We start from the raw sequence: 19631 nt of genomic DNA on the forward strand, positions 1-19631 counted from the left end.
GGACCGCGGAGCGGCAATTTTCCCGCCGGGAGCCGGGATTGTTAAGGGTACGGCGATAGTACCCTTAACACGTTCACAGGAATTGGTGTTTCAGAGAAACGATGAACATGAGGTGAACGGAACCCTTTCTCTGAGATAGCATGTTCATCACCTCCGCCAATACAGGCTGATGATTTCTGATACAGAGGAGTTAACTGAACGGTATTGCTTTCGTGGTGGGGTGTTTTGTGAGGAATGTCACGAAAATTTCTTGTTTCGTTAAGGTGCTGAATCTTATTAGAAAGGAGAGGTGCGGCGAAAAAAGCCGCGCGACAGGATTAAATAAGCGCACGCCGCTGCCGATAGTTAGACCTCAGACAATACCTGCATAATAAAAGGCTACAGATGTTTAAACGAATCAAAGTGATAACCCTACTTATCACCGTGTTACTCGCCCTTGGCGCGATGCAGCTCATCTCCGCGGGCGTCTTTATTGGCGCGCTCAATAACGATAAGCAAAACTTTAACGTCTCTCAGCTTTCCAGCCAGAACGTGGCCGAGTTTACCGATGCGTGGATTAGCCTGAACCAGGCTCGCGTCACGCTCAACCGGGGCATGTTGCGTTTACAGGGCACGATGGCCAGCGAGATTAACGGCGGTCAGTTGAAGGAACTGGTGAACACGGCAAATCGCCTGTTGGCCGAATCGAAAGAGCATTACGATAAATACTACGCCCTGCCGGAAACGCCGGGGCTTGATGAACATCTGGCCGATCGACTGGAAGAGCAGTACGGCATCTATTCTGCGACGCTGGCTAAAATGAACGCGCTGCTGGCTGAAGGTAAGCTGGAAGAGATGTTCAAGCAGAATGCCGAGCAAAAGCAAACGGCCATGCAGGAAGTCTATCGGGAATGGCGTAGCGCGCAAACGGCGCTGGCCACTGCCGGGGTGCAGGACAATGAGAGTGATTACCAGAAGATAATCTGGCTGCTGTCTGCCGTGATGCTGATTGTCGTCACCGTGATTATCGCCAGCTGGCTGGCGATGCAGCGAGTGCTGCTCAAGCCTCTCCACGAAGTGATGGGGCATATTCGCCACATTGCTGCGGGTGATTTGACGCACAGCATCAACGCCGATGGCAGCAATGAGATGGCGCTGCTGGCAGTCAACGTTCGCGACATGCAGCAGGCGCTGGCGAACACAGTCAGCGTGGTGCGTGACGGGGCTGACACCATCTATACCGGCGCAGGTGAAATTGCCGCCGGCAGTAACGATCTCTCTTCACGTACCGAGCAGCAGGCCGCCTCTCTGGAAGAGACTGCTGCCAGCATGGAACAACTCACCGCTACCGTGAAGCAGAACGCGGATAACGCGCGTCAGGCGACCAGTCTGGCAAAAAATGCCTCACAGACGGCGCAGAAAGGCGGAACCGTGGTTGATGGCGTGGTGCGTACGATGGATGAAATCGCCACCAGTTCCAGCAAAATCGCGCAAATTACCAATGTTATCGACGGCATTGCCTTCCAGACCAATATTCTGGCGCTGAACGCGGCAGTAGAAGCGGCGCGTGCGGGCGAGCAGGGGCGCGGGTTTGCCGTGGTCGCTGGCGAGGTCCGTACACTGGCACAGCGTAGCGCTCAGGCGGCGAAAGAGATTAAGGCACTGATTGATGACTCGGGGAATCGGGTGAATGCCGGTACGGCGCTGGTGCATGAAGCGGGTGAAACGATGGCGGAAATTGTGAGCGCCGTGACCCGTGTGACCGACATCATGGGCGAGATAGCCTCGGCTTCTGATGAACAGAGCCGGGGTATCGATCAGGTAGGTCAGGCGGTTGCCGAGATGGATCGCGTGACGCAGCAAAACGCCTCGCTGGTGGAGGAGTCCGCTTCCGCCGCCGCCGCGCTCGAAGAGCAGGCAGCACGACTGAATCAGACCGTAGCGGTGTTTAAAGTTTAACGTCTACTCCGGCCTACAAAATAATACCTTGTAGGTCGGATTAGCGCAGCGCCGTTCGGGCCATTATGATTGTGGAACCACGACGACGCTTGGTTTCTGTGGTTTGGCTCTGACGGCTATCACCACCCCAACAATCAGCAGCGCAATGCCGCTTACCGTCAGCAGCGGCGGGAATTCCTGGCGCAGGATAAAGGTGTACACCAGGCCAGCCAGCGTTTCGAAGACAATCAGCGGGCCGAGGATCACCGTCGGCAATTTTTGGCTGGCGACGTTCCAGCACAGTGCGCCAACCCACGAACACAATACCGCAATCGCTATCATCAGGCCGATAAACACGCCCGGACGCGGGCCGAAGGGCAGGGCAAAGTCCGGCGTTTGTCCGTTCAGCCACAGGCAGGCTGCAATATAACCGAGCAGAGAAACAGGCAACGTTACCAGTGCCTGGGCCGTCGCCCACATCATCGGGTGCTTATCTGGATTCTCGCGCAGCCAGCGGGCATTACGCAGCGCATACCACGCCCAACACACTACCGAGATCAGCGCCAGCGCGATTCCAGAACCATAACGCCAGCCGCTAAAGTCGGGTAAGCCTTGATTCAGCTCCGAGATATTCACGCACAGCAGACCGATACCAATCAGCACCAGCGCAGGCGACAGACGCCACCATGATAATTTGCCGTCGCGCTGGCTGTAGAGCAGGTTAGCGAAGACCGGGATCACAACCGGCAATGTACCAATAATCATCGTTGAAACCGGCGCGCCAGTGCGCTGGATGGCGCTTGCCAGGCAAACGTAATAAATCAGATTACCCATCATCGTTAGCGCCAGCGCAGTGACCCAGTCTTTACGCGTCAACTGACGCAAGCGCACACGCCCCAGCCAGGCAATCGGCAACGCTATCAGCCCCAGCGCCAGATAGCGCCCCATCGACTGCAATACCGCCGGGTATTCCGGTACGATCAGCGGCCCAACAAAAATTAATCCCCACATCAGCCCAGCCAGCAGGGCATACAACACGCCGCTAATCATTTTTGACATCCACATCGCTTAACAATAAGTCGAGTGTAGGCAGGAAAAATGCAGCCGTATTGTATGAGATTGCTGTTCAACGCCGGACGACTTGTTTCTGATAACGTACCGGCGTAATACCGTAGCGATGGGTAAACGCGCGGGTGAGATGCGACTGGTCGGTGAGGCCGGTTGCGGCAGCGACCTCCGCGGCGGGCATTCCGTGAGTGAGAAAACCTTTGGCTCGCCACAGGCGGATAGCCATCAGCATCTGGTGCGGCGTGACGTGGAAATGAGATTTAAACTGGCGCTGAAAATGCCAGGGGCTCAGCGCTGCAACCCGCGCCAGTTCGTCGAGCGTTACCGGGTGCATATAATTATCGTGCAAATACTCGCGTACCCGCTCAAAGCGATGCGATCCCTCCGGTAATACCGGCGCATGGCGGGCCAGCGGCTGGAACGTGTCGATCAGATCGAGTAATAGCCCTTTTTGCGCCAGCGGATCCTCAGTGTTCCACAGGCCATGGATCAGCGAGCAGATCTGGCGCGAGCGTAGCGGATCGTGACGCGTTACGTCATGAAACCACCAGTGGCGGATCCCGGTGACTTCTTCCAGAAGATCGGGCTCAAGATAGATCATCCGATAGCGCCAGCCGTCGGCGGTTTCCGCTTCGCCGGTATGTAGCTCATCGGGATTCATGGTGACGACGGAATGGGTGGGGGCCACGTACTGCGTGCCGCGATAGCGAAAACGTTCGGCTCCGGCTTCTATCGCGCCAATACCAAACGCTTCATGGGTGTGGGGTTCAAAGGCGTAACGCGAGATGTGCGCATGATACAGCTCAACGCCCGGCACCTGTGCCAGATGGCGAAAGCGGGCGCTGTCTTTCTCATCAATAAACTGCTCAGGTACACCTTGCACGTATTCTCTCCCCACGCATCATCATGTCATTATCAGAGAGGATGCGCGGGGATGCCACCACAATTAACTAATTTTTAACACTTACACGATGCCTTTGACGCTGTCTGCCAGCGACGTGGTTGGGCGACCAATCAGTTTGCTCAGCGTATGGCTGTCGTCGAAGAGGCCACCTTTAGAGGCACCAACGTCTGAGTCAGCCAGCATGTCCGCCAGTCCGGCAGGTAGACCTACACTTTTCAGCGCGGCGGCAAAATCAGCTTCGCTCAGGTTTTGATACACCACTTTTTTACCGCTCTGTTTTGCCAGTTCGGCCGCCAGCTGGCACAGGGTCCAGCCTGCGTCGCCCGCCAGTTCATAGATTTTACCGGCATGACCGTCTTCACTGATGACGCGCGCGGCGGCAGCGGCATAGTCGGCACGGGTCGCCGAGGCGATTTTGCCTTCTCCCGCCGCCCCAATAAACACGCCGTGTTCCAGCGCGGCTGGTGCGCTGGCGAGATAGTTTTCGGTGTACCAACCGTTACGCAGCAGCGCGTACGCGATACCGGATTCAGCCAGCATCTTCTCGGTTGCGACATGCTCATCAGCCAGCCCCAGCGGGGAGCGATCGGCGTGCAGCAGGCTGGTGTAGGCGATAAATTTCACGTGGGCCGCTTTCGCCGCGTTAATCACGTTGCGATGCTGCGGGGCACGTTGTCCCACTTCGCTGGAGGAGATTAGCAGTAACTTGTCTATCCCCTGTAAGGCCGTGGTAAAGGCAGCTTCATCACTGTAATCCGCCTGACGAACGGTAATGCCCTGCTGGCTAAGCGCCGTCGCTTTAGCAGGATTACGCACAATAGCCACAATCTGGCTGGCAGGAACGGTTTTCAGTAGCGTTTCAATAACGTGTTGGCCCAGTTGGCCAGTGGCACCAGTAATCGCGATCATAGGATAACTCCTTTGGTATTGGTCTTGTGTTTAATCACATTAACACTTAAACTTACTTTTAGTAAGTACGCACAAAAAGGTTAGTATGAAAATGACAGCTTTGACGCTCTCCCAGCAATTACGTGATGGCAACTTGTTTGCCGAGCAGTGTCCCTCCCGCGAGGTGTTAAAACACGTCACCAGCCGCTGGGGTGTATTGATTCTGGTGGCGCTGCGCGACGGTACGCACCGTTTCAGCGATTTGCGCCGTAAGATGGGCGGCGTCAGTGAAAAAATGCTGGCGCAATCCCTGCAGGCGTTAGAACAGGACGGGTTTATCAATCGGGTGTCATATCCAGTGGTACCGCCGCATGTGGAGTATAGCCTGACACCGTTGGGTGAGCAGGTGAGCGAAAAAGTCGCAGCGCTGGCGGACTGGATAGAGGTGAATTTGCCGCAGGTTTTGGCAAATCATACCGTTAAGAACGAAGACGTCCCGGCATCAGCGTAAACGACCTGGTCGGGCTTGCCGGATGGCGCAGCGCCACCCGGCGTGGTCTTACTTACTCAAATCCAACTGATAAATGGCGAAGCCGATGTCATCGGTAGCGACTTTCTTCAGTGGATACTGGCCTTTCTCTTTGATAAACGCAGCGGCTTTATCAGACGGTGATGTTTCAAAGCGAATATCCAGTTGTGTCTCGCTGTGAATCGGCGCCAGGCGCCAGTTGTTATCTGCCGCTGGATGAATTTCGCCTGCGCTCTTTGTCTGGGAACCTATCCATGCTGCCAGCACCGAGCGGTTTTCATCTGGTGATGCAAACGCGATGTGGCTGTCGCCGGTCCCGGCAAACTTACCGCCGTAGGCGCGGTAGTTGTTGGTCGCGACGAGGAAGGTTGCGTTCGGATCGATCGGTTTGTCGTTAAAGGTCAGATTTTTAATACGCTCCGCTTGCGGGTTAATCGTCTGGCATTCACCGTCATAGCGAGCGGGTTGTGAAACATCAATCTGATAATTCACGCCGTCAATCACGTCGAAGTTATAGGTACGGAAGCCATCCCAGTTAATTAACGACTGTGGTTTGCTGCTGTGGATATCAATCTGATTAAACTGCCCGGCGGAACATTCCAGCCACTCTTTCACCTCTTTACCGCTGGCTTTCACCACGACCAGGGTATTGGGATAGAGATACAAATCAGCGGCGTTACGGAAGGTAAGCTGACCTTTTTCGACTTCGACAAAGCTGGCCGGATCGTTCTTGCGTCCACCGACTTTAAACGGTGCAGCGGCGGAAAGTACCGGTAGTTTCGCCAGGTCCGGATCGCCCTGGATAAAATGTTCCACATAGGCTTTCTGCGCATTATTCACCACCTGCACGGTCGGGTCGTCCTGAACCAGCGCCAGATAGCTGTACATGTTGTCGGCAGATTTACCGATTGGCTTGCTGACAAATTCACGCGTGGCATCGTGATCGGCTTTTAGGATCTCAACGATTTTTTGGTCTTCGCCAGCCAGTGATTTTTTGGCCGCGGCGTCATAAATCGGGCGCGCCTGCGCTCTCCCCTGCGTAACCTGCCATTTACCGCTGTCGTTATTCAGCACTAAATCCACCACCCCCAGGTGATCGCCCCACATGCCCGGCATCACCGCAGGAACGCCATTGAGCGTACCTGTTGTGATATCTGCGCCTTTGATGTTGGCAAAGTCTTTCCCCGGGAAAACGGCGTGAGCGTGACCAAACATAATGGCATCCACGCCCGGAACTTCACTGAGGTAGTAAACGGAGTTTTCCGCCATCGCCTGGTATGGGTCGGCAGAAAGCCCGGAGTGAGCAACCACCACCACGACATCGACACCTTTGGCTCGCATTTCCGGCACGTATTTACGTGCGGTTTCCGTAATGTCATTCACCGTCACTTTGCCGCTGAGGTTGGCTTTATCCCAGGTCATGATCTGTGGCGGCACAAACCCAATATAGCCAATTTTCAGCGTCTGCTTGTTTCCTTCCTGATCGACAACCTCAGTCTCTTTGATCAGATAAGGAGTAAACAGCGGCTTTTTGGTCTTAACGTCGATGATATTGGCGTTAACGTAAGGGAACTTCGCCCCGGCTAGCGCGTTGTGCAGATACTCAAGACCGTAGTTAAATTCATGGTTGCCAAGGTTACCCACTGCGTAATCCAGCGTATTCAGTGCCTTATATACCGGATGCGTTTCGCCCGCTTTCAGCCCCTTGGCCGCCATATAATCCCCGAGCGGGCTGCCCTGAATCAGATCACCGTTATCAACCAGCACGCTGTTTTTGACTTCACCACGTGCTGCGTTGATCAGGCTTGCCGTACGAACCAGGCCAAATTTTTCAGTCGGCGTATCTTTGTAATAATCGAAATCCATCATATTGCTATGTAAATCAGTGGTTTCCATTATGCGCAGATCGACGGTCGCGGCATTGACGCTGGCTGCAATCAGCGTGGCCAGAAACGTTGCACTAAACTTAATCATCAGGGGCATCCTTTTAAGATCTAAGCCACAAAAGAAAATGTATATAAATCTTCTTGCTTACAGAACTGTGAATCATGACATGAATATAGCGTTTAAAACCGCAGACGCTATCACAGTTGGCGGATCCTTTGGCGATCGGGTATAAGTAAAACAACGAGTTAACACCACGACAGAAACGAGGTGGAGAATGTTAGAACATGTATGCCAGCTTGCACGGAATGCGGGCGATGCCATTATGCAGGTCTACGATGGAATCAAACCGATGGAGATTACCAGCAAGCAGGACGATTCTCCGGTCACGGCGGCGGATATCGCCGCGCATACGGTGATCCTCGAAGGATTACTGGCGCTGACGCCGGATATTCCGGTCCTGTCTGAAGAAGCGCCTCCTGGCTGGGATGTTCGCCAGCACTGGCAGCGCTACTGGCTGGTAGACCCGCTGGACGGTACCAAAGAGTTCATTAAGCGTAACGGTGAATTCACCGTCAATATTGCGCTTATCGAGCAAGGAAAGCCGGTACTGGGCGTGGTTTACGCGCCGGTGATGAAAGTGATGTACAGCGCGGCAGAAGGTAAAGCGTGGAAAGAAGAGTGCGGCGTGCGCAAACAAATCCATGTTCGTGACGCGCGTCCGCCGTTGGTGGTGATTAGCCGCTCGCATGCTGACAATGAGTTAAAAGAGTATCTGCAACAGTTGGGTGAGCACCAGACCACGTCGATTGGCTCATCGCTGAAGTTCTGCCTGGTGGCGGAAGGGCAGGCACAGCTGTACCCACGTTTTGGGCCAACTAACGTATGGGACACTGCCGCTGGCCACGCCGTTGCTGCCGCAGCCGGGGCGCACGTTCACGACTGGCAGGGGAAATCTCTGGATTACACCCCACGTGAATCATTCCTCAACCCCGGCTTCCGCGTCGCTATTTACTGAGTAATTTGTGCAGCAGGGCAATAACCTGCTGCACCTCTTCCTGCGTCAACGCACCATCTTTTGCCCACTGAACGCGTCCGTCCTTATCAAGTACGGCGATAGCGGAGCTCTCTTCATCCAGTTGCCAGGCTTTACGCGCAATGCCATTACTGTCGACAATAAATTGTGACCACGGGTAGAGCTTCTTATTGCTCTCCAGACTGCTGCGCACAAACATACCGGAGCCAGGAATGGCGTCATCGGTGTTGACGATCGTGGTGGTCTGGTATTTGTCGTGCGGCAGGTTGGCCGCCTTGATTGCCTCGATCAGCGTAGCATTTTTCTCTTTGGCGGAGGTGCGTCCGGCAATGTGTTGCACAATTCGCACTTTCCCTGGCAGCTGCGCGCTATTCCAACTTTTGTAGCTAAACTTATCGTTATCGAGAATCAGTTCGCCACGATCGGCGATCCCCACCGGCGGTACGCGCTGGTTGGTCTCAAACGAATGCGCACCGGCAATCATCGGCAGCAGCAGGCACGACAGCGCCAGCAGTTTTTGTAAGGTCATAGGTTTTCCTTCTTTCTTTATTTTGCAGGTGATCCGACCACTTGGGTCTGGAATTTAATCATATGTGCGATTGATGCTTTTTCCCGCAAGCGCGATGCCAGTTTGCGGACGGGCGCACAAATCCTGCGAAAAATGAAGGCTTATACTGAAGACAGCGAAGCGTTGAAAAGATAATTCTGAATATTTGTAACCTGAAGGTAAATAAACTTATACACGCTGGAAACATGAGCGAGATAGTCTATAGTCATAGGGCATTAAAATTTGCGCCTGAGGATTGTCGGACCGATTGTGGTACCGCAAAGGCGTAATGCTCAGCAGGAGACAACAATGAAAATTTTCCAACGATACAACCCGCTGCAGGTGGCGAAGTACGTGAAGATCCTGTTTCGTGGACGGTTATATATCAAGGATGTAGGCGCTTTTGAATTTGATAAGGGTAAGATTCTTATCCCAAAAGTGAAGGACAAACTGCATTTTTCCGTGATGTCCGAAGTTAACCGTCAGGTCTTGCGTCTGCAAACTGAGATGGCTTGATCAAAGTGCTATGTGGTAGTTAAAAAAACGGCTCCTGAATGGGAGCCGTTGATGTTTCTGCAGGACGTTAAGACGCCTTTGCCTCTTCTTTTGCATCCGGCAGTTTCGGTACCAGTACGGTAGGTTTACTGTCCAGACGCGTCACCAGCAGCTGATCAATCTTGTAGTTATCGATATCCACCACTTCAAATTTGTAGCCTGAATACTTCACCGAGTCGGTGCGTTTCGGGATTTTACGCAGCATGAACATCATAAAGCCGCCGATGGTTTCATAGTTGCCGGACTGCGGGAACTCATCGATATCCAGGACGCGCATAACGTCATCAATCGGCGTACCGCCATCGACTAACCATGAGTTTTCATCGCGCGCCACGATCTGCTCTTCCAGACCCTGACCGACTAAATCGCCCATCAGCGTAGTCATAACGTCGTTGAGCGTGATAATCCCCACCACCAGCGCGTACTCGTTCATGATGACGGCAAAGTCTTCGCCTGCGGTTTTGAAGCTTTCCAGCGCTTCAGAGAGCGTCAGCGTATCCGGCACAATCAGCGTATTGCGGATCTGTACGCCACTGTTCAGCGCCATGCTTTGGTTCGCCAGTACGCGGTTGAGGAGATCCTTTGAATCGACATAGCCAATGATGTGGTCGATATCTTCGTTACACACCAGGAATTTGGAGTGTGGATGTTCCGCCACCTTGTTCTTCAGGCTTTGCTCATCTTCGTGGAGATCGAACCAGATAATATTCTCGCGCGAGGTCATGGAAGACGGTACGGTACGGGATTCCAGTTCGAACACATTTTCAATCAGCTCATGTTCCTGCTTACGCAGAACCCCTGCCAACGCACCCGCTTCGACCACGGCGTAAATATCGTCCGAGGTGATGTCGTCTTTACGCACCATCGGGATCTTAAACAGACGGAAGATGTTATTTGCCAGACCGTTAAAGAACCACACCAGCGGGCGGAAGACGAGCAGGCAGAAGCGCATCGGGTTGATGATACGCAAAGCCACAGCTTCTGGCGCAATCATACCGATGCGTTTCGGAGTTAAATCCGCGAACAGGATGAACAGGCCAGTAACCAGCGAGAACGACAGAATAAAGCTTAACTGTTCGGACAGCTCTGGAGTGAAGTACTTCGAGAAAAGGCTGTAAAACGCCGGGGAGAATGCCGCATCACCGACAATACCACCGAGAATTGCGACCGCGTTAAGGCCAATTTGCACGACGGTAAAAAACATGCCGGGGTTTTCCTGCATCTTCAAAACACGTTGTGCGTTTACGTTGCCTTCATCGGCAAGCAGTTTAAGTTTTATTTTGCGTGATGCAGCAAGCGAGATCTCGGATATCGAGAAAAACGCACTCACGGCGATCAGGCAGAGAATGACTAAAATACTGTTTAACATATCTTATCCGACCGTTAAGGCCAGATCCTCGGAAGGGATAAATTGATAAATCCGTGTGAAATACACATTGAAAACCGGTCCGAAGGGAGTGGACCGGCAATTTCAGGAGCTAGTATAGCGTAAGGTACTGTAAAGCCGCCAGAGGGTGGCGATTATCCTTGTGGCGGCAGACAAACGCCAATCCCGCCAATGCCACAGTACCCATAAGGATTTTTATGCAGATACTGCTGGTGGTCGTCCTCGGCATAGTAAAACGGGGTTGCGGTAGTGATTTCCGTTGTAATGGTGCGCTCGTCGCCAGCGGCGGTCATTGCTGCCTGAAAACGCTCAAGGCTTGCCCGTGCCGCGACGGTTTGCTCCGGCGTTAACGGGTAAATGGCGGAGCGATACTGCGTCCCCTGGTCGTTCCCCTGACGCATGCCCTGCGCCGGGTCGTGATTTTCCCAGAACACCTGCAGCAGTTGCTCGTAGCTGATAACATGCGGATCATAGACGACGCGTACCGCTTCGGCGTGTCCGGTATCGCCGGAACACACTTCCCGATAGGTTGGGTTAGGGGTGTAGCCGCCGGTATATCCAGCCGCCGTGCTGTATACCCCGGGTAATGACCAGAATAAACGTTCAACGCCCCAGAAACATCCCATGGCGAAAAAGGCGATCTCCATACCGTCGGGCACGTTGGTCATCGAATGTTGGTTAACCGCATGCAGCGTTGCCACTGGCATCGGGGTGTTGCGTCCAGGTAGGGCATCTGCTTGAGTAACAAGATGCTTTCTATCAAATAAACTCATGGCCGTTCTCCCGAAATCAGTCATTTGGGTTAAGGTTGTAACGAGACGCGTCTTTGCCCACAATAAACGGCGTGAATACGTCTAGAGTTAAACATAAGAAATATTTGGGTTGTCGTCTGTTTTTCAACTCTTATTGTTGATTTTTTGTTAAGCCGAGGAACGGCATAGTATTTTTTTCCAGGGGTGGGAAAAAAGGATATTCAGGAGAAAATGTGCCACATATCCGTCAGTTATGTTGGGTGGGATTACTGTGCTTAAGTGGCTCCGCCGCCGCAGCGAATGTTCGCTTACAGGTCGAAGGATTATCAGGACCGCTGGAGAAAAACGTCCGTGCGCAGCTATCCACGATTCAAAGTGATGAAGTCACTCCAGACCGACGCTTTCGTGCGCGCGTTGATGATGCCATCCGCGAAGGGCTAAAAGCGCTGGGCTACTTTGAGCCCACCATTGATTTTGAGCTGCGTCCGCCGCCGGCGAAAGGACGCCAGGTGTTGATTGCCAAAGTGACCCCTGGTGAGCCGGTGCTGATTGGCGGCACCGAAGTGATTCTGCGCGGTGGCGCACGTACGGATAAAGATTACCTGGATCTGCTGAAAACGCGACCGGCAATCGGCACCGTGCTGAATCAGGGGGACTATGATAACTTCAAAAAGTCACTCACCAGCGTGGCGCTGCGCAAAGGCTATTTCGACAGTGAATTTAATAAAAGCCAGCTTGGGATAGCGCTCGAACGCCGCCAGGCATTCTGGGATATCGATTACAACAGCGGTGAACGCTATCGCTTTGGCCATGTCACTTTTGAAGGCTCGCAAATTCGCGATGAGTACCTGCAAAATCTGGTGCCCTTTAAAGAGGGTGAAGAGTACGAATCGAAAGATCTGGGCGAACTGAACCGTCGTCTGTCGGCGACCGGATGGTTTAATTCCGTGGTCGTCGCACCGGAATTTGATAAAGCCCGTGAAACCAAAGTGCTGCCGCTGAAAGGCGTGGTGTCGCCGCGAACTGAAAATACCATCGAAACCGGGGTCGGTTACTCAACTGACGTCGGTCCACGGGTGAAGACCTCGTGGAAAAAGCCGTGGATGAACTCCTATGGCCACAGCCTGACCACCAGCGCCAGCATCTCTGCGCCAGAGCAGGTTCTTGATTTCAGTTATAAAATGCCGCTATTAAAGAACCCGCTGGAGCAGTATTACCTGGTGCAGGGGGGCTTTAAGCGTACCGATTTAAACGATACCGAGCAGGACTCCACTACGCTTGCGGTTTCCCGCTACTGGGATCTCTCCAGCGGCTGGCAGCGCGCGATCAACCTGCGCTGGAGCCTCGACCACTTTACCCAGGGTAACGTCACTAACACCACCATGCTGCTCTATCCGGGCGTGATGATCAGTCGGACGCGCTCGCGCGGCGGTCTGATGCCAGTCTGGGGCGACTCCCAACGTTATTCCATCGATTACTCCAACACGGCCTGGGGTTCAGACGTTGATTTCTCCGTCTTCCAGGCGCAAAACGTCTGGATCCGCACGCTGTACGATCGTCATCGCTTTGTAATGCGCGGCAACCTCGGCTGGATCGAAACCGGGGACTTCGACAAAGTACCGCCGGATCTGCGTTTCTTCGCCGGGGGCGATCGCAGCATTCGCGGCTACAAATACAAATCTATTTCGCCTGAAGGCAGCGACGGCAAGCTGAAAGGGGCCTCTAAACTGGCGACCGGCTCGTTGGAATATCAGTACAACGTGACCGGAAAATGGTGGGGCGCGATGTTTGTCGATAGCGGCGAAGCGGTCAGCGATATCCGCAGAAGCGATTTCAAAACCGGTGCCGGGGTCGGCGTACGCTGGCAATCGCCAGTGGGACCCATCAAGCTCGACTTTGCTGTCCCTGTGGGCGACAAAGATGAACATGGTTTACAGTTTTACATCGGTCTGGGGCCTGAATTATGAGTTTATGGAAGAAGATAAGCCTCGGCGTGCTGATTTTTATCCTGCTGTTGTTAGGCACGGTGGCGTTCCTCGTCGGCACCACCTCGGGCCTGCATCTGCTCTTCAAAGCGGCGAATCGTTGGGTTCCGGGGCTGGAGATTGGTCAGGTCACCGGCGGCTGGCGGGATTTATCGCTCAAAAATATTCGTTATGACCAGCCTGGCGTGGCGGTGAATGCTGGCGAAGTGCATCTGGCCGTGGGGCTTAACTGCCTGTGGGACAGCAGCCTGTGCGTCAACGATCTGTCGCTGAAAAATATCAACGTGGCGATCGACAGCAAAAAGATGCCGCCATCAGCGCCGGTTGAAGAGGAAGAGAGCGGTCCGCTTAACCTTTCCACACCTTACCCAATCACGCTTTCGCGCGTGGCGCTGAACAACATCAATATCAAAATCGATGACACCACGGTTTCGGTGCTGGAATTTACCTCCGGCCTGAACTGGCAGGAAAAAACGCTGACCCTGAAGCCAACGTCATTACAGGGGCTGCTGATTGCCCTGCCTAAAGTGGCGGAAGTGGCGCAGGAAGAGGTTGTCGAACCAAAGATTCAAAATCCGCAACCGGATGAAAAACCGCTCGGCGAAACGCTAAAAGATCTGTTCTCAAAGCCGGTGCTGCCGGAAATGACCGATGTCCATCTGCCGCTCAATCTCAACATTGAAGCGTTTCGCGGCGAGCAGCTGCGCGTGACCGGGGATACGGATTTAACGGTACATAACATGCTGCTGAAAGTGAGCAGCATTGACGGCAACATGAAACTCGATGCACTGGATATCGACTCGAATCAGGGGACGGTAAAAGCCAGCGGCACGGCGCAACTGACCGACACGTGGCCGGTCGATATTACGTTAAACAGCACGCTCAACGTCGACCCGTTAAAAGGCGAAAAGGTGAAGCTGAAGGTCGGCGGCGCGCTGCGTGAACAGCTGGAAGTCGGCGTAAATCTGTCTGGTCCGGTGGATATGGACCTGCGGGCGCAGGCGCGTCTGGCGGAAGCCGGATTGCCGCTCAACCTTGAGGTGGTGAGTAAGCAGGTTTACTGGCCGTTTACTGGCGACAAGCAGTTCCAGGCTGATGACATCAAGCTCAAACTGACCGGTAAGATGACCGACTATACGCTGTCGATGCGTACCGCTGTGAAAGGGCAGGATATTCCTCCGGCTACCATCACGCTGGACGCCAAAGGCAACGAACAGCAGATCAATCTCGACAAACTCAGCGTTGCGGCGCTGGAAGGGAAAACTGAGCTGAAAGCGCTGGTGGACTGGCAGCAGGCGATCAGCTGGCGCGGGGAGCTAACGCTGGATGGCATCAACACGGCGAAAGCAATCCCGGAGTGGCCATCAAAACTGAATGGCCTGGTGAAAACTCGCGGCAGTCTGTACGGCGGAAGCTGGCAGATGGAGGTGCCCGAGCTGAAGCTGACCGGCAACGTGAAGCAGAACAAGGTTAATGTGCACGGTTCGCTGAAGGGTAACAGCTACCTGCAGTGGACGATCCCGGGCCTGCATCTGGAACTGGGACGCAACAGCGCGGATGTGAAAGGGGAACTGGGGGTCAAAGACCTCAATCTCGACGCGACGATTGATGCCCCGAGCCTGGATAACGCGCTGCCGGGACTGGGCGGTACGGCGAAAGGGCTGGTAAAAGTTCGCGGTACGGTTGAAGCGCCACAGCTGCTGGCGGATATCACCGCTCGGGGTCTGCGCTGGCAGGAGCTGTCCGTCGCTCAGGTGCGTGTCGAAGGCGACGTGAAATCGGCAGAGCAAATCGCTGGTAATCTCAACGTTCGCGTAGAGCGGATTGTACAGCCTGACGTGAATATTGGCCTGGTGACGCTCAATGCCAAAGGTAGCGAAAAGCAGCATGAGCTGCAGTTGCGCATTCAGGGGGAACCGGTCTCCGGGCAGCTCTCCCTGGCAGGTAGCTTTGATCGCCAAGAGCAGCGCTGGAAAGGTGCGTTAAGCGATACCCGCTTCCAGACGCCGGTCGGTCCGTGGTCCCTTAACCGCCCTGTCGCGCTGGATTATCGCAATCAGGAACAGAAAATCAGCATTGGGCCGCACTGCTGGAACAACCCGAATGCGGAACTGTGCGTACCGCAAACCATTGATGCCGGTGCACAAGGACGCGCGGTGGTGAACCTTAACCGCTTTGACCTGGCGATGCTAAAACCGTTTATGCCGGATACAACCCAGGCCAGCGGCGTTTTCACTGGCAAAGCTGATGTGAGCTGGGACACCACCAAAGAGGGGCTGCCGCAGGGGCAGGTTACGCTGAGCGGACGTAATGTGAAGGTCACGCAAAGCGTAAACGATGCGCCACTCCCTGTGGCGTTTGAAACGCTGAATCTGACCGCCGACCTGCACAATAACCGTGCCGAGCTGGGTTGGCTGATTCGCCTGACTAACAACGGGCAGTTTGACGGCCAGGTGCAGGTGACGGATCCGCAAGGACGCCGCAGTCTCGGCGGCAACGTCAACATCCGCAACTTTAATCTGGCGATGGTGAACCCCATTTTCTCGCGCGGTGAAAAAGCGGCAGGGGTGATCAACGCCAACCTACGTCTGGGCGGCGATGTGCAAAGCCCGCAGCTGCTCGGACAGTTGCAGCTGAGCGGTCTGGATATCGACGGCAACTTTATGCCGTTTGACATGCAGCCAAGCCAGTTAGCCGTTAACTTCACCGGAACACGCTCAACGCTGGCGGGCGTGGTGCGTACGCAGCAGGGCGAAATTAACCTGAGCGGCGATGCCGACTGGAGTCAGATAGACAACTGGCGGGCGCGCGTTGCGGCTAAAGGCAGCAGGGTTCGTATTACCGTGCCGCCGATGGTCCGCCTGGACGTATCGCCGGACGTGGTCTTTGAAGCCACGCCGAGCCTGTTTACCCTCGATGGCAACGTGGATGTGCCGTGGGCGCGTATCGTGGTACACGACCTGCCGGAGAGCGCGGTAGGGGTTTCCAGCGATATGGTCATGCTTAACAACAATCTGCAACCGGAGAAACCGCAGACAGCAGGTATTCCGATCAACAGCAACCTGAACATCCACGTCGGTAACAACGTGCGTATTGACGCCTTTGGTCTGAAAGCGCGTCTGACGGGCGATCTGAAAGTGGTGCAGGATAAGCAGGGACTGGGGCTGAACGGACAAATTAATATTCCGAGCGGACGTTTCCATGCCTATGGTCAGGATCTGATTGTGCGTAAGGGCGAGCTGTTGTTCTCCGGTCCGCCGGATCAACCGTTACTCAACATCGAAGCAATTCGTAACCCGGAAGCCACCGAAGACGACGTGATCGCCGGGGTTCGCGTCACGGGCACCGCCGATGAACCGAAGGCGGAGATCTTCTCCGACCCGGCGATGTCGCAGCAAATGGCGCTTTCCTACCTGCTACGCGGACAAGGGCTGGATAGCGAACAGAGCGATAGCGCGGCAATGACTTCAATGCTTATTGGTCTGGGGGTTGCACAAAGTGGTCAGGTTGTGGGTAAAATCGGGGAGACATTTGGCGTAAGCAATCTGGCACTGGACACACAAGGGGTGGGTGATTCATCTCAGGTGGTTGTCAGCGGATACGTACTGCCAGGTCTGCAGGTGAAATATGGTGTGGGTATATTTGACTCCTTAGCGACACTCACGCTACGTTATCGTCTGATGCCTAAGCTATATCTGGAAGCAGTGTCTGGCGTAGATCAGGCACTTGATTTGCTCTATCAGTTCGAGTTTTAGCAATGCGAATATTTGTCTACGGCAGTTTACGAACCAAACAAGGCAACAGCCACTGGATGACCAATGCCCTGTTGCTGGGAAATTTCAGTATCGACAACTACCAGTTGTATAGCCTGGGCCACTATCCAGGCGCCGTTCCAGGAGAGGGAACAGTACACGGGGAAGTTTATCGTATTGATAACGCCACGCTGGCAGAGCTTGACGCTCTGCGTACCCGTGGCGGTGAATACGCACGCCAGTTAATTCAAACGCCGTACGGAAGTGCATGGATGTACGTGTACCAACGTCCGGTTGATGGCTTAACGCTGATTGAAAGCGGTAACTGGTTAGACCGAGACCAGTACTGATATGAACACGCCACCCTCGGGTGGCGTTGTTTTATTCTGGATTTAAAACTCCACGCGCGCGCCGAGGTTATAGCGGCGTCCTTCCACCTGTGCGGATTCGTTCCACGCGGTTGTCAGTTTCGGATCCTCATCCAGCACGTTGTAGACCCCAGCCATCAGTTGCGTGTGCTTATTGAGCTGATAACGTACGCCTACGTCCACCATCGTGTAGTCATCATATTTATAGTTATTGCCGCTGTTGCGGTTACTGCTGCGATAATTCACCGTACTCCATACGTCCAGGCTTTGCGTTGCCGCCCAGTTCAGCGACAGATTCGCCATATGGCGCGGATAATCGTTTAGCGCGTAGCCTTTGTTAACGCCGCTTTTTTGTTCGCTGTGGTTCCAGGTGTAGTTAGCGTTGGCTTTTACATCGGCGGTAATCTGCCAGTCGGCATTCAGTTCTATACCGTATACATCCGCCTCGCTGACGTTGAAGTATTTACTGACGGAATCCGCGTTGTAGCCGTTGACGGAGCACTGGTTCGTCGACGTGGTTTCACAAATAGTTTGTTCAGCAATTTTGTCTTTGAACTGCGTATAGAAGACGGTGCTGTCGAGCGATAGCGCATCTCCCGTCCAGTAGAGGCCCAGTTCAGAGTTAACGCTTTGTTCAGGTTTCAGGTCGTCGTTACCAACGGTGAGGAAGGGATAAGGTACGGTTGAGCCGTAAGGGGTTACGAAGTTGCTGGACGTCGCGCGCAGCTCCGGTTTTTTATAGCCTGCGGAAACGCCGCCTTTCAGCGCCCAGTCATTGCTAAAGGCCCAGTTACCGTACATTTTCGGCGTAATATGTGTGCCAAAATTGTCATCCTGGTCCATCCTCGCTGACGTGGTCAGGATGAAATCGCCAATGCTCCAACCGTCTTCAGCAAACAATGCCCAACCGTTACGGCTGATTTTGGTCACCGGGTCAGATCCGGGCAGCGTTTTGTTGGCCACATCAAAGCGGTCATTCAGCTCTTCGCGCGTGAAATTCGCCCCAACGGTCAGTTTATGGGTGTCGAGCGTGAAAGTGGTTTGCGAATTGGCGACGTAGTTCTCCATCTGCACATACTGCGGGGACTGTCCGTCATAAACATACTTCGAACGGCCTTTTTCATAGTTTATGTAGTTGGTCGTCGCGATGGTGTCGTCTGCATACCAGCCGGTATGCGTCAGGGTGGCGGCGTTACGATCGAACAGCCATGACCACGGCGCACCGCGTTTCTGGGTACGGTTTTTTTCCTGCTCACCGGTGACCACGTTGAGATCGAACAGGTTATTCTCGCTGGCGGCCAGGCCCAATGTCATATCAACGGATTTACGATTGTGTTTGCCAAAATAGTTATTGCGATCGTCATCGCGACGGTCAAGCCAGTCGGCCGCCACGCTAAGGCCGAGAACATCGGGCACAATCGGCCCCATGGTAAACAAATTCATCTGGCTGGTATTACCTAAATACTGGTGTTCCTGCAGCCAGGTATTGGCAGCAATTGCCGTGGTCCACTCTTTTGCGCCGTACGGTTTTTTGGTAATGACGTTAACCACACCGCCGATGGCGTCTGAGCCGTACAGCGAGGACATCGGCCCACGGATAACTTCGATACGCTCAATGGCCTCCATTGGCGGTAAGAAGTTGGCTTCAGTACCAATATCATGTCCGTAAGGACGAGATTCACCGGTATTTTGTTTGACGCTGTTGACCATAAAAGCGGTATAGGACGGGTCCATGCCGCGGATCATAATGCTACCGGCGTTCATGCCACTGCTGTTGGTGACCGAGACGCCGGGAAGGTTTTTAATGGCTTCACCGATGCTACGGTCCGGCTGAATATCCAGCGTGTTACGATCGATAACTGAAATAGTGGCCGGCGCTTCGCGTTTTTGCTGCGAGAATCCGGATGCGGTGATCACCATTTCATCTTCGCTAGTGCGTGAGGTCTCGGTGAGTTCTTCTGCCTGGGTGGGGAAAATAACACCGCCTGAGAATGCAACGATCCCTGTCAGCGTAATAAGTTGACGCGTTTTCATAATATAGACACCTGAAAAGTAAAAA

15 protein-coding genes are annotated in these 19631 nt (G+C 54.0%); 7 read left to right on the forward strand and 8 right to left on the reverse strand.

Going from position 1 to position 19631, the window contains the following annotated elements:
- The first annotated feature begins 384 nt into the window (after positions 1-384).
- Entirely contained in the window at positions 385-1938 is a 1554-nt protein-coding gene (locus OGV75_RS06480) for a methyl-accepting chemotaxis protein (protein ID WP_046275835.1), read from the forward strand.
- A gap of 63 nt (positions 1939-2001) precedes the next feature.
- Here OGV75_RS06480 and OGV75_RS06485 read toward each other — a convergent pair whose 3' ends face one another.
- The 3 genes from OGV75_RS06485 to OGV75_RS06495 form a co-directional block, all read right to left on the reverse strand.
- Positions 2002-2967: a DMT family transporter gene (locus OGV75_RS06485; protein WP_016151440.1), complete on the reverse strand. Its 966-nt coding sequence runs from the start codon at positions 2965-2967 to the stop codon at positions 2002-2004.
- A gap of 76 nt (positions 2968-3043) precedes the next feature.
- Positions 3044-3868 carry an AraC family transcriptional regulator gene (locus OGV75_RS06490; RefSeq protein WP_286480458.1) on the reverse strand — a complete coding sequence of 275 codons (825 nt, stop codon included), beginning with the start codon at positions 3866-3868 and terminating at the stop codon, positions 3044-3046.
- A gap of 81 nt (positions 3869-3949) precedes the next feature.
- Positions 3950-4798, reverse strand: a complete 849-nt coding sequence (locus tag OGV75_RS06495) for an SDR family oxidoreductase (RefSeq protein ID WP_286480459.1) — start codon at positions 4796-4798, stop codon at positions 3950-3952.
- An 85-nt stretch (positions 4799-4883) separates the two neighbouring features.
- Between OGV75_RS06495 and OGV75_RS06500 the strand changes: the two genes are divergently transcribed.
- The gene (locus OGV75_RS06500) at positions 4884-5288 is read left to right on the forward strand and encodes a winged helix-turn-helix transcriptional regulator (RefSeq protein WP_016151443.1); all 405 of its coding nucleotides are present in this window, start codon (positions 4884-4886) and stop codon (positions 5286-5288) included.
- 48 nt (positions 5289-5336) lie between these two features.
- Here OGV75_RS06500 and cpdB read toward each other — a convergent pair whose 3' ends face one another.
- Positions 5337-7280, reverse strand: a complete 1944-nt coding sequence (gene cpdB / locus OGV75_RS06505) for a 2',3'-cyclic-nucleotide 2'-phosphodiesterase (RefSeq protein WP_286480460.1) — start codon at positions 7278-7280, stop codon at positions 5337-5339.
- Positions 7281-7467: 187 nt separating this feature from the next.
- On the opposite strand from cpdB, the gene cysQ reads away from it, so the two are divergent.
- Positions 7468-8208, forward strand: a complete 741-nt coding sequence (cysQ, locus tag OGV75_RS06510) for a 3'(2'),5'-bisphosphate nucleotidase CysQ (RefSeq protein ID WP_016151445.1) — start codon at positions 7468-7470, stop codon at positions 8206-8208.
- On the opposite strand, the gene OGV75_RS06515 is transcribed toward cysQ, so the two are convergent.
- Positions 8198-8755 carry a YtfJ family protein gene (locus OGV75_RS06515; RefSeq protein ID WP_047358569.1) on the reverse strand — a complete coding sequence of 186 codons (558 nt, stop codon included), beginning with the start codon at positions 8753-8755 and terminating at the stop codon, positions 8198-8200. The two genes, cysQ and OGV75_RS06515, sit on opposite strands and share 11 nt — an antisense overlap.
- Positions 8756-9082: 327 nt before the next feature.
- Between OGV75_RS06515 and OGV75_RS06520 the strand changes: the two genes are divergently transcribed.
- Positions 9083-9289: a DUF1107 domain-containing protein gene (locus tag OGV75_RS06520; RefSeq protein WP_003025710.1), complete on the forward strand. Its 207-nt coding sequence runs from the start codon at positions 9083-9085 to the stop codon at positions 9287-9289.
- A gap of 67 nt (positions 9290-9356) precedes the next feature.
- On the opposite strand, the gene paeA is transcribed toward OGV75_RS06520, so the two are convergent.
- Both paeA and msrA read right to left on the reverse strand, forming a co-directional pair.
- Positions 9357-10697: a polyamine export protein PaeA gene (gene paeA, locus OGV75_RS06525; protein ID WP_003830418.1), complete on the reverse strand. Its 1341-nt coding sequence runs from the start codon at positions 10695-10697 to the stop codon at positions 9357-9359.
- Positions 10698-10849: 152 nt separating this feature from the next.
- Positions 10850-11488 (reverse strand): peptide-methionine (S)-S-oxide reductase MsrA, encoded by a 639-nt coding sequence (gene msrA, locus OGV75_RS06530; protein ID WP_016155527.1) that lies wholly within the window; start codon positions 11486-11488, stop codon positions 10850-10852.
- A gap of 212 nt (positions 11489-11700) precedes the next feature.
- Between msrA and tamA the strand changes: the two genes are divergently transcribed.
- Genes tamA through OGV75_RS06545 form a run of 3 tightly spaced genes read left to right on the forward strand, consistent with a single transcriptional unit; the run spans position 11701 to position 17554 of the window.
- Positions 11701-13434 (forward strand): autotransporter assembly complex protein TamA, encoded by a 1734-nt coding sequence (gene tamA / locus OGV75_RS06535; RefSeq protein ID WP_016155528.1) that lies wholly within the window; start codon positions 11701-11703, stop codon positions 13432-13434.
- On the forward strand, positions 13431-17207 hold the full coding sequence (gene tamB, locus OGV75_RS06540) for an autotransporter assembly complex protein TamB (protein WP_047358568.1): 3777 nt from the start codon (positions 13431-13433) through the stop codon (positions 17205-17207). The genes tamA and tamB overlap by 4 nt, the downstream gene beginning before the upstream one ends.
- 2 nt (positions 17208-17209) lie before the next feature.
- On the forward strand, positions 17210-17554 hold the full coding sequence (locus tag OGV75_RS06545) for a gamma-glutamylcyclotransferase family protein (RefSeq protein WP_016151451.1): 345 nt from the start codon (positions 17210-17212) through the stop codon (positions 17552-17554).
- Positions 17555-17596: 42 nt separating this feature from the next.
- Here the strand turns inward: OGV75_RS06545 and OGV75_RS06550 are convergent, their stop codons facing one another.
- Entirely contained in the window at positions 17597-19606 is a 2010-nt protein-coding gene (locus tag OGV75_RS06550) for a TonB-dependent receptor domain-containing protein (RefSeq protein ID WP_016155530.1), read from the reverse strand.
- Positions 19607-19631: the final 25 nt, after the last annotated feature.

Origin of the sequence: Citrobacter sp. Cb028 (assembly GCF_030336705.1) — a bacterium.
GTDB classification, from domain to species: Bacteria; Pseudomonadota; Gammaproteobacteria; order Enterobacterales; family Enterobacteriaceae; genus Citrobacter; species Citrobacter braakii.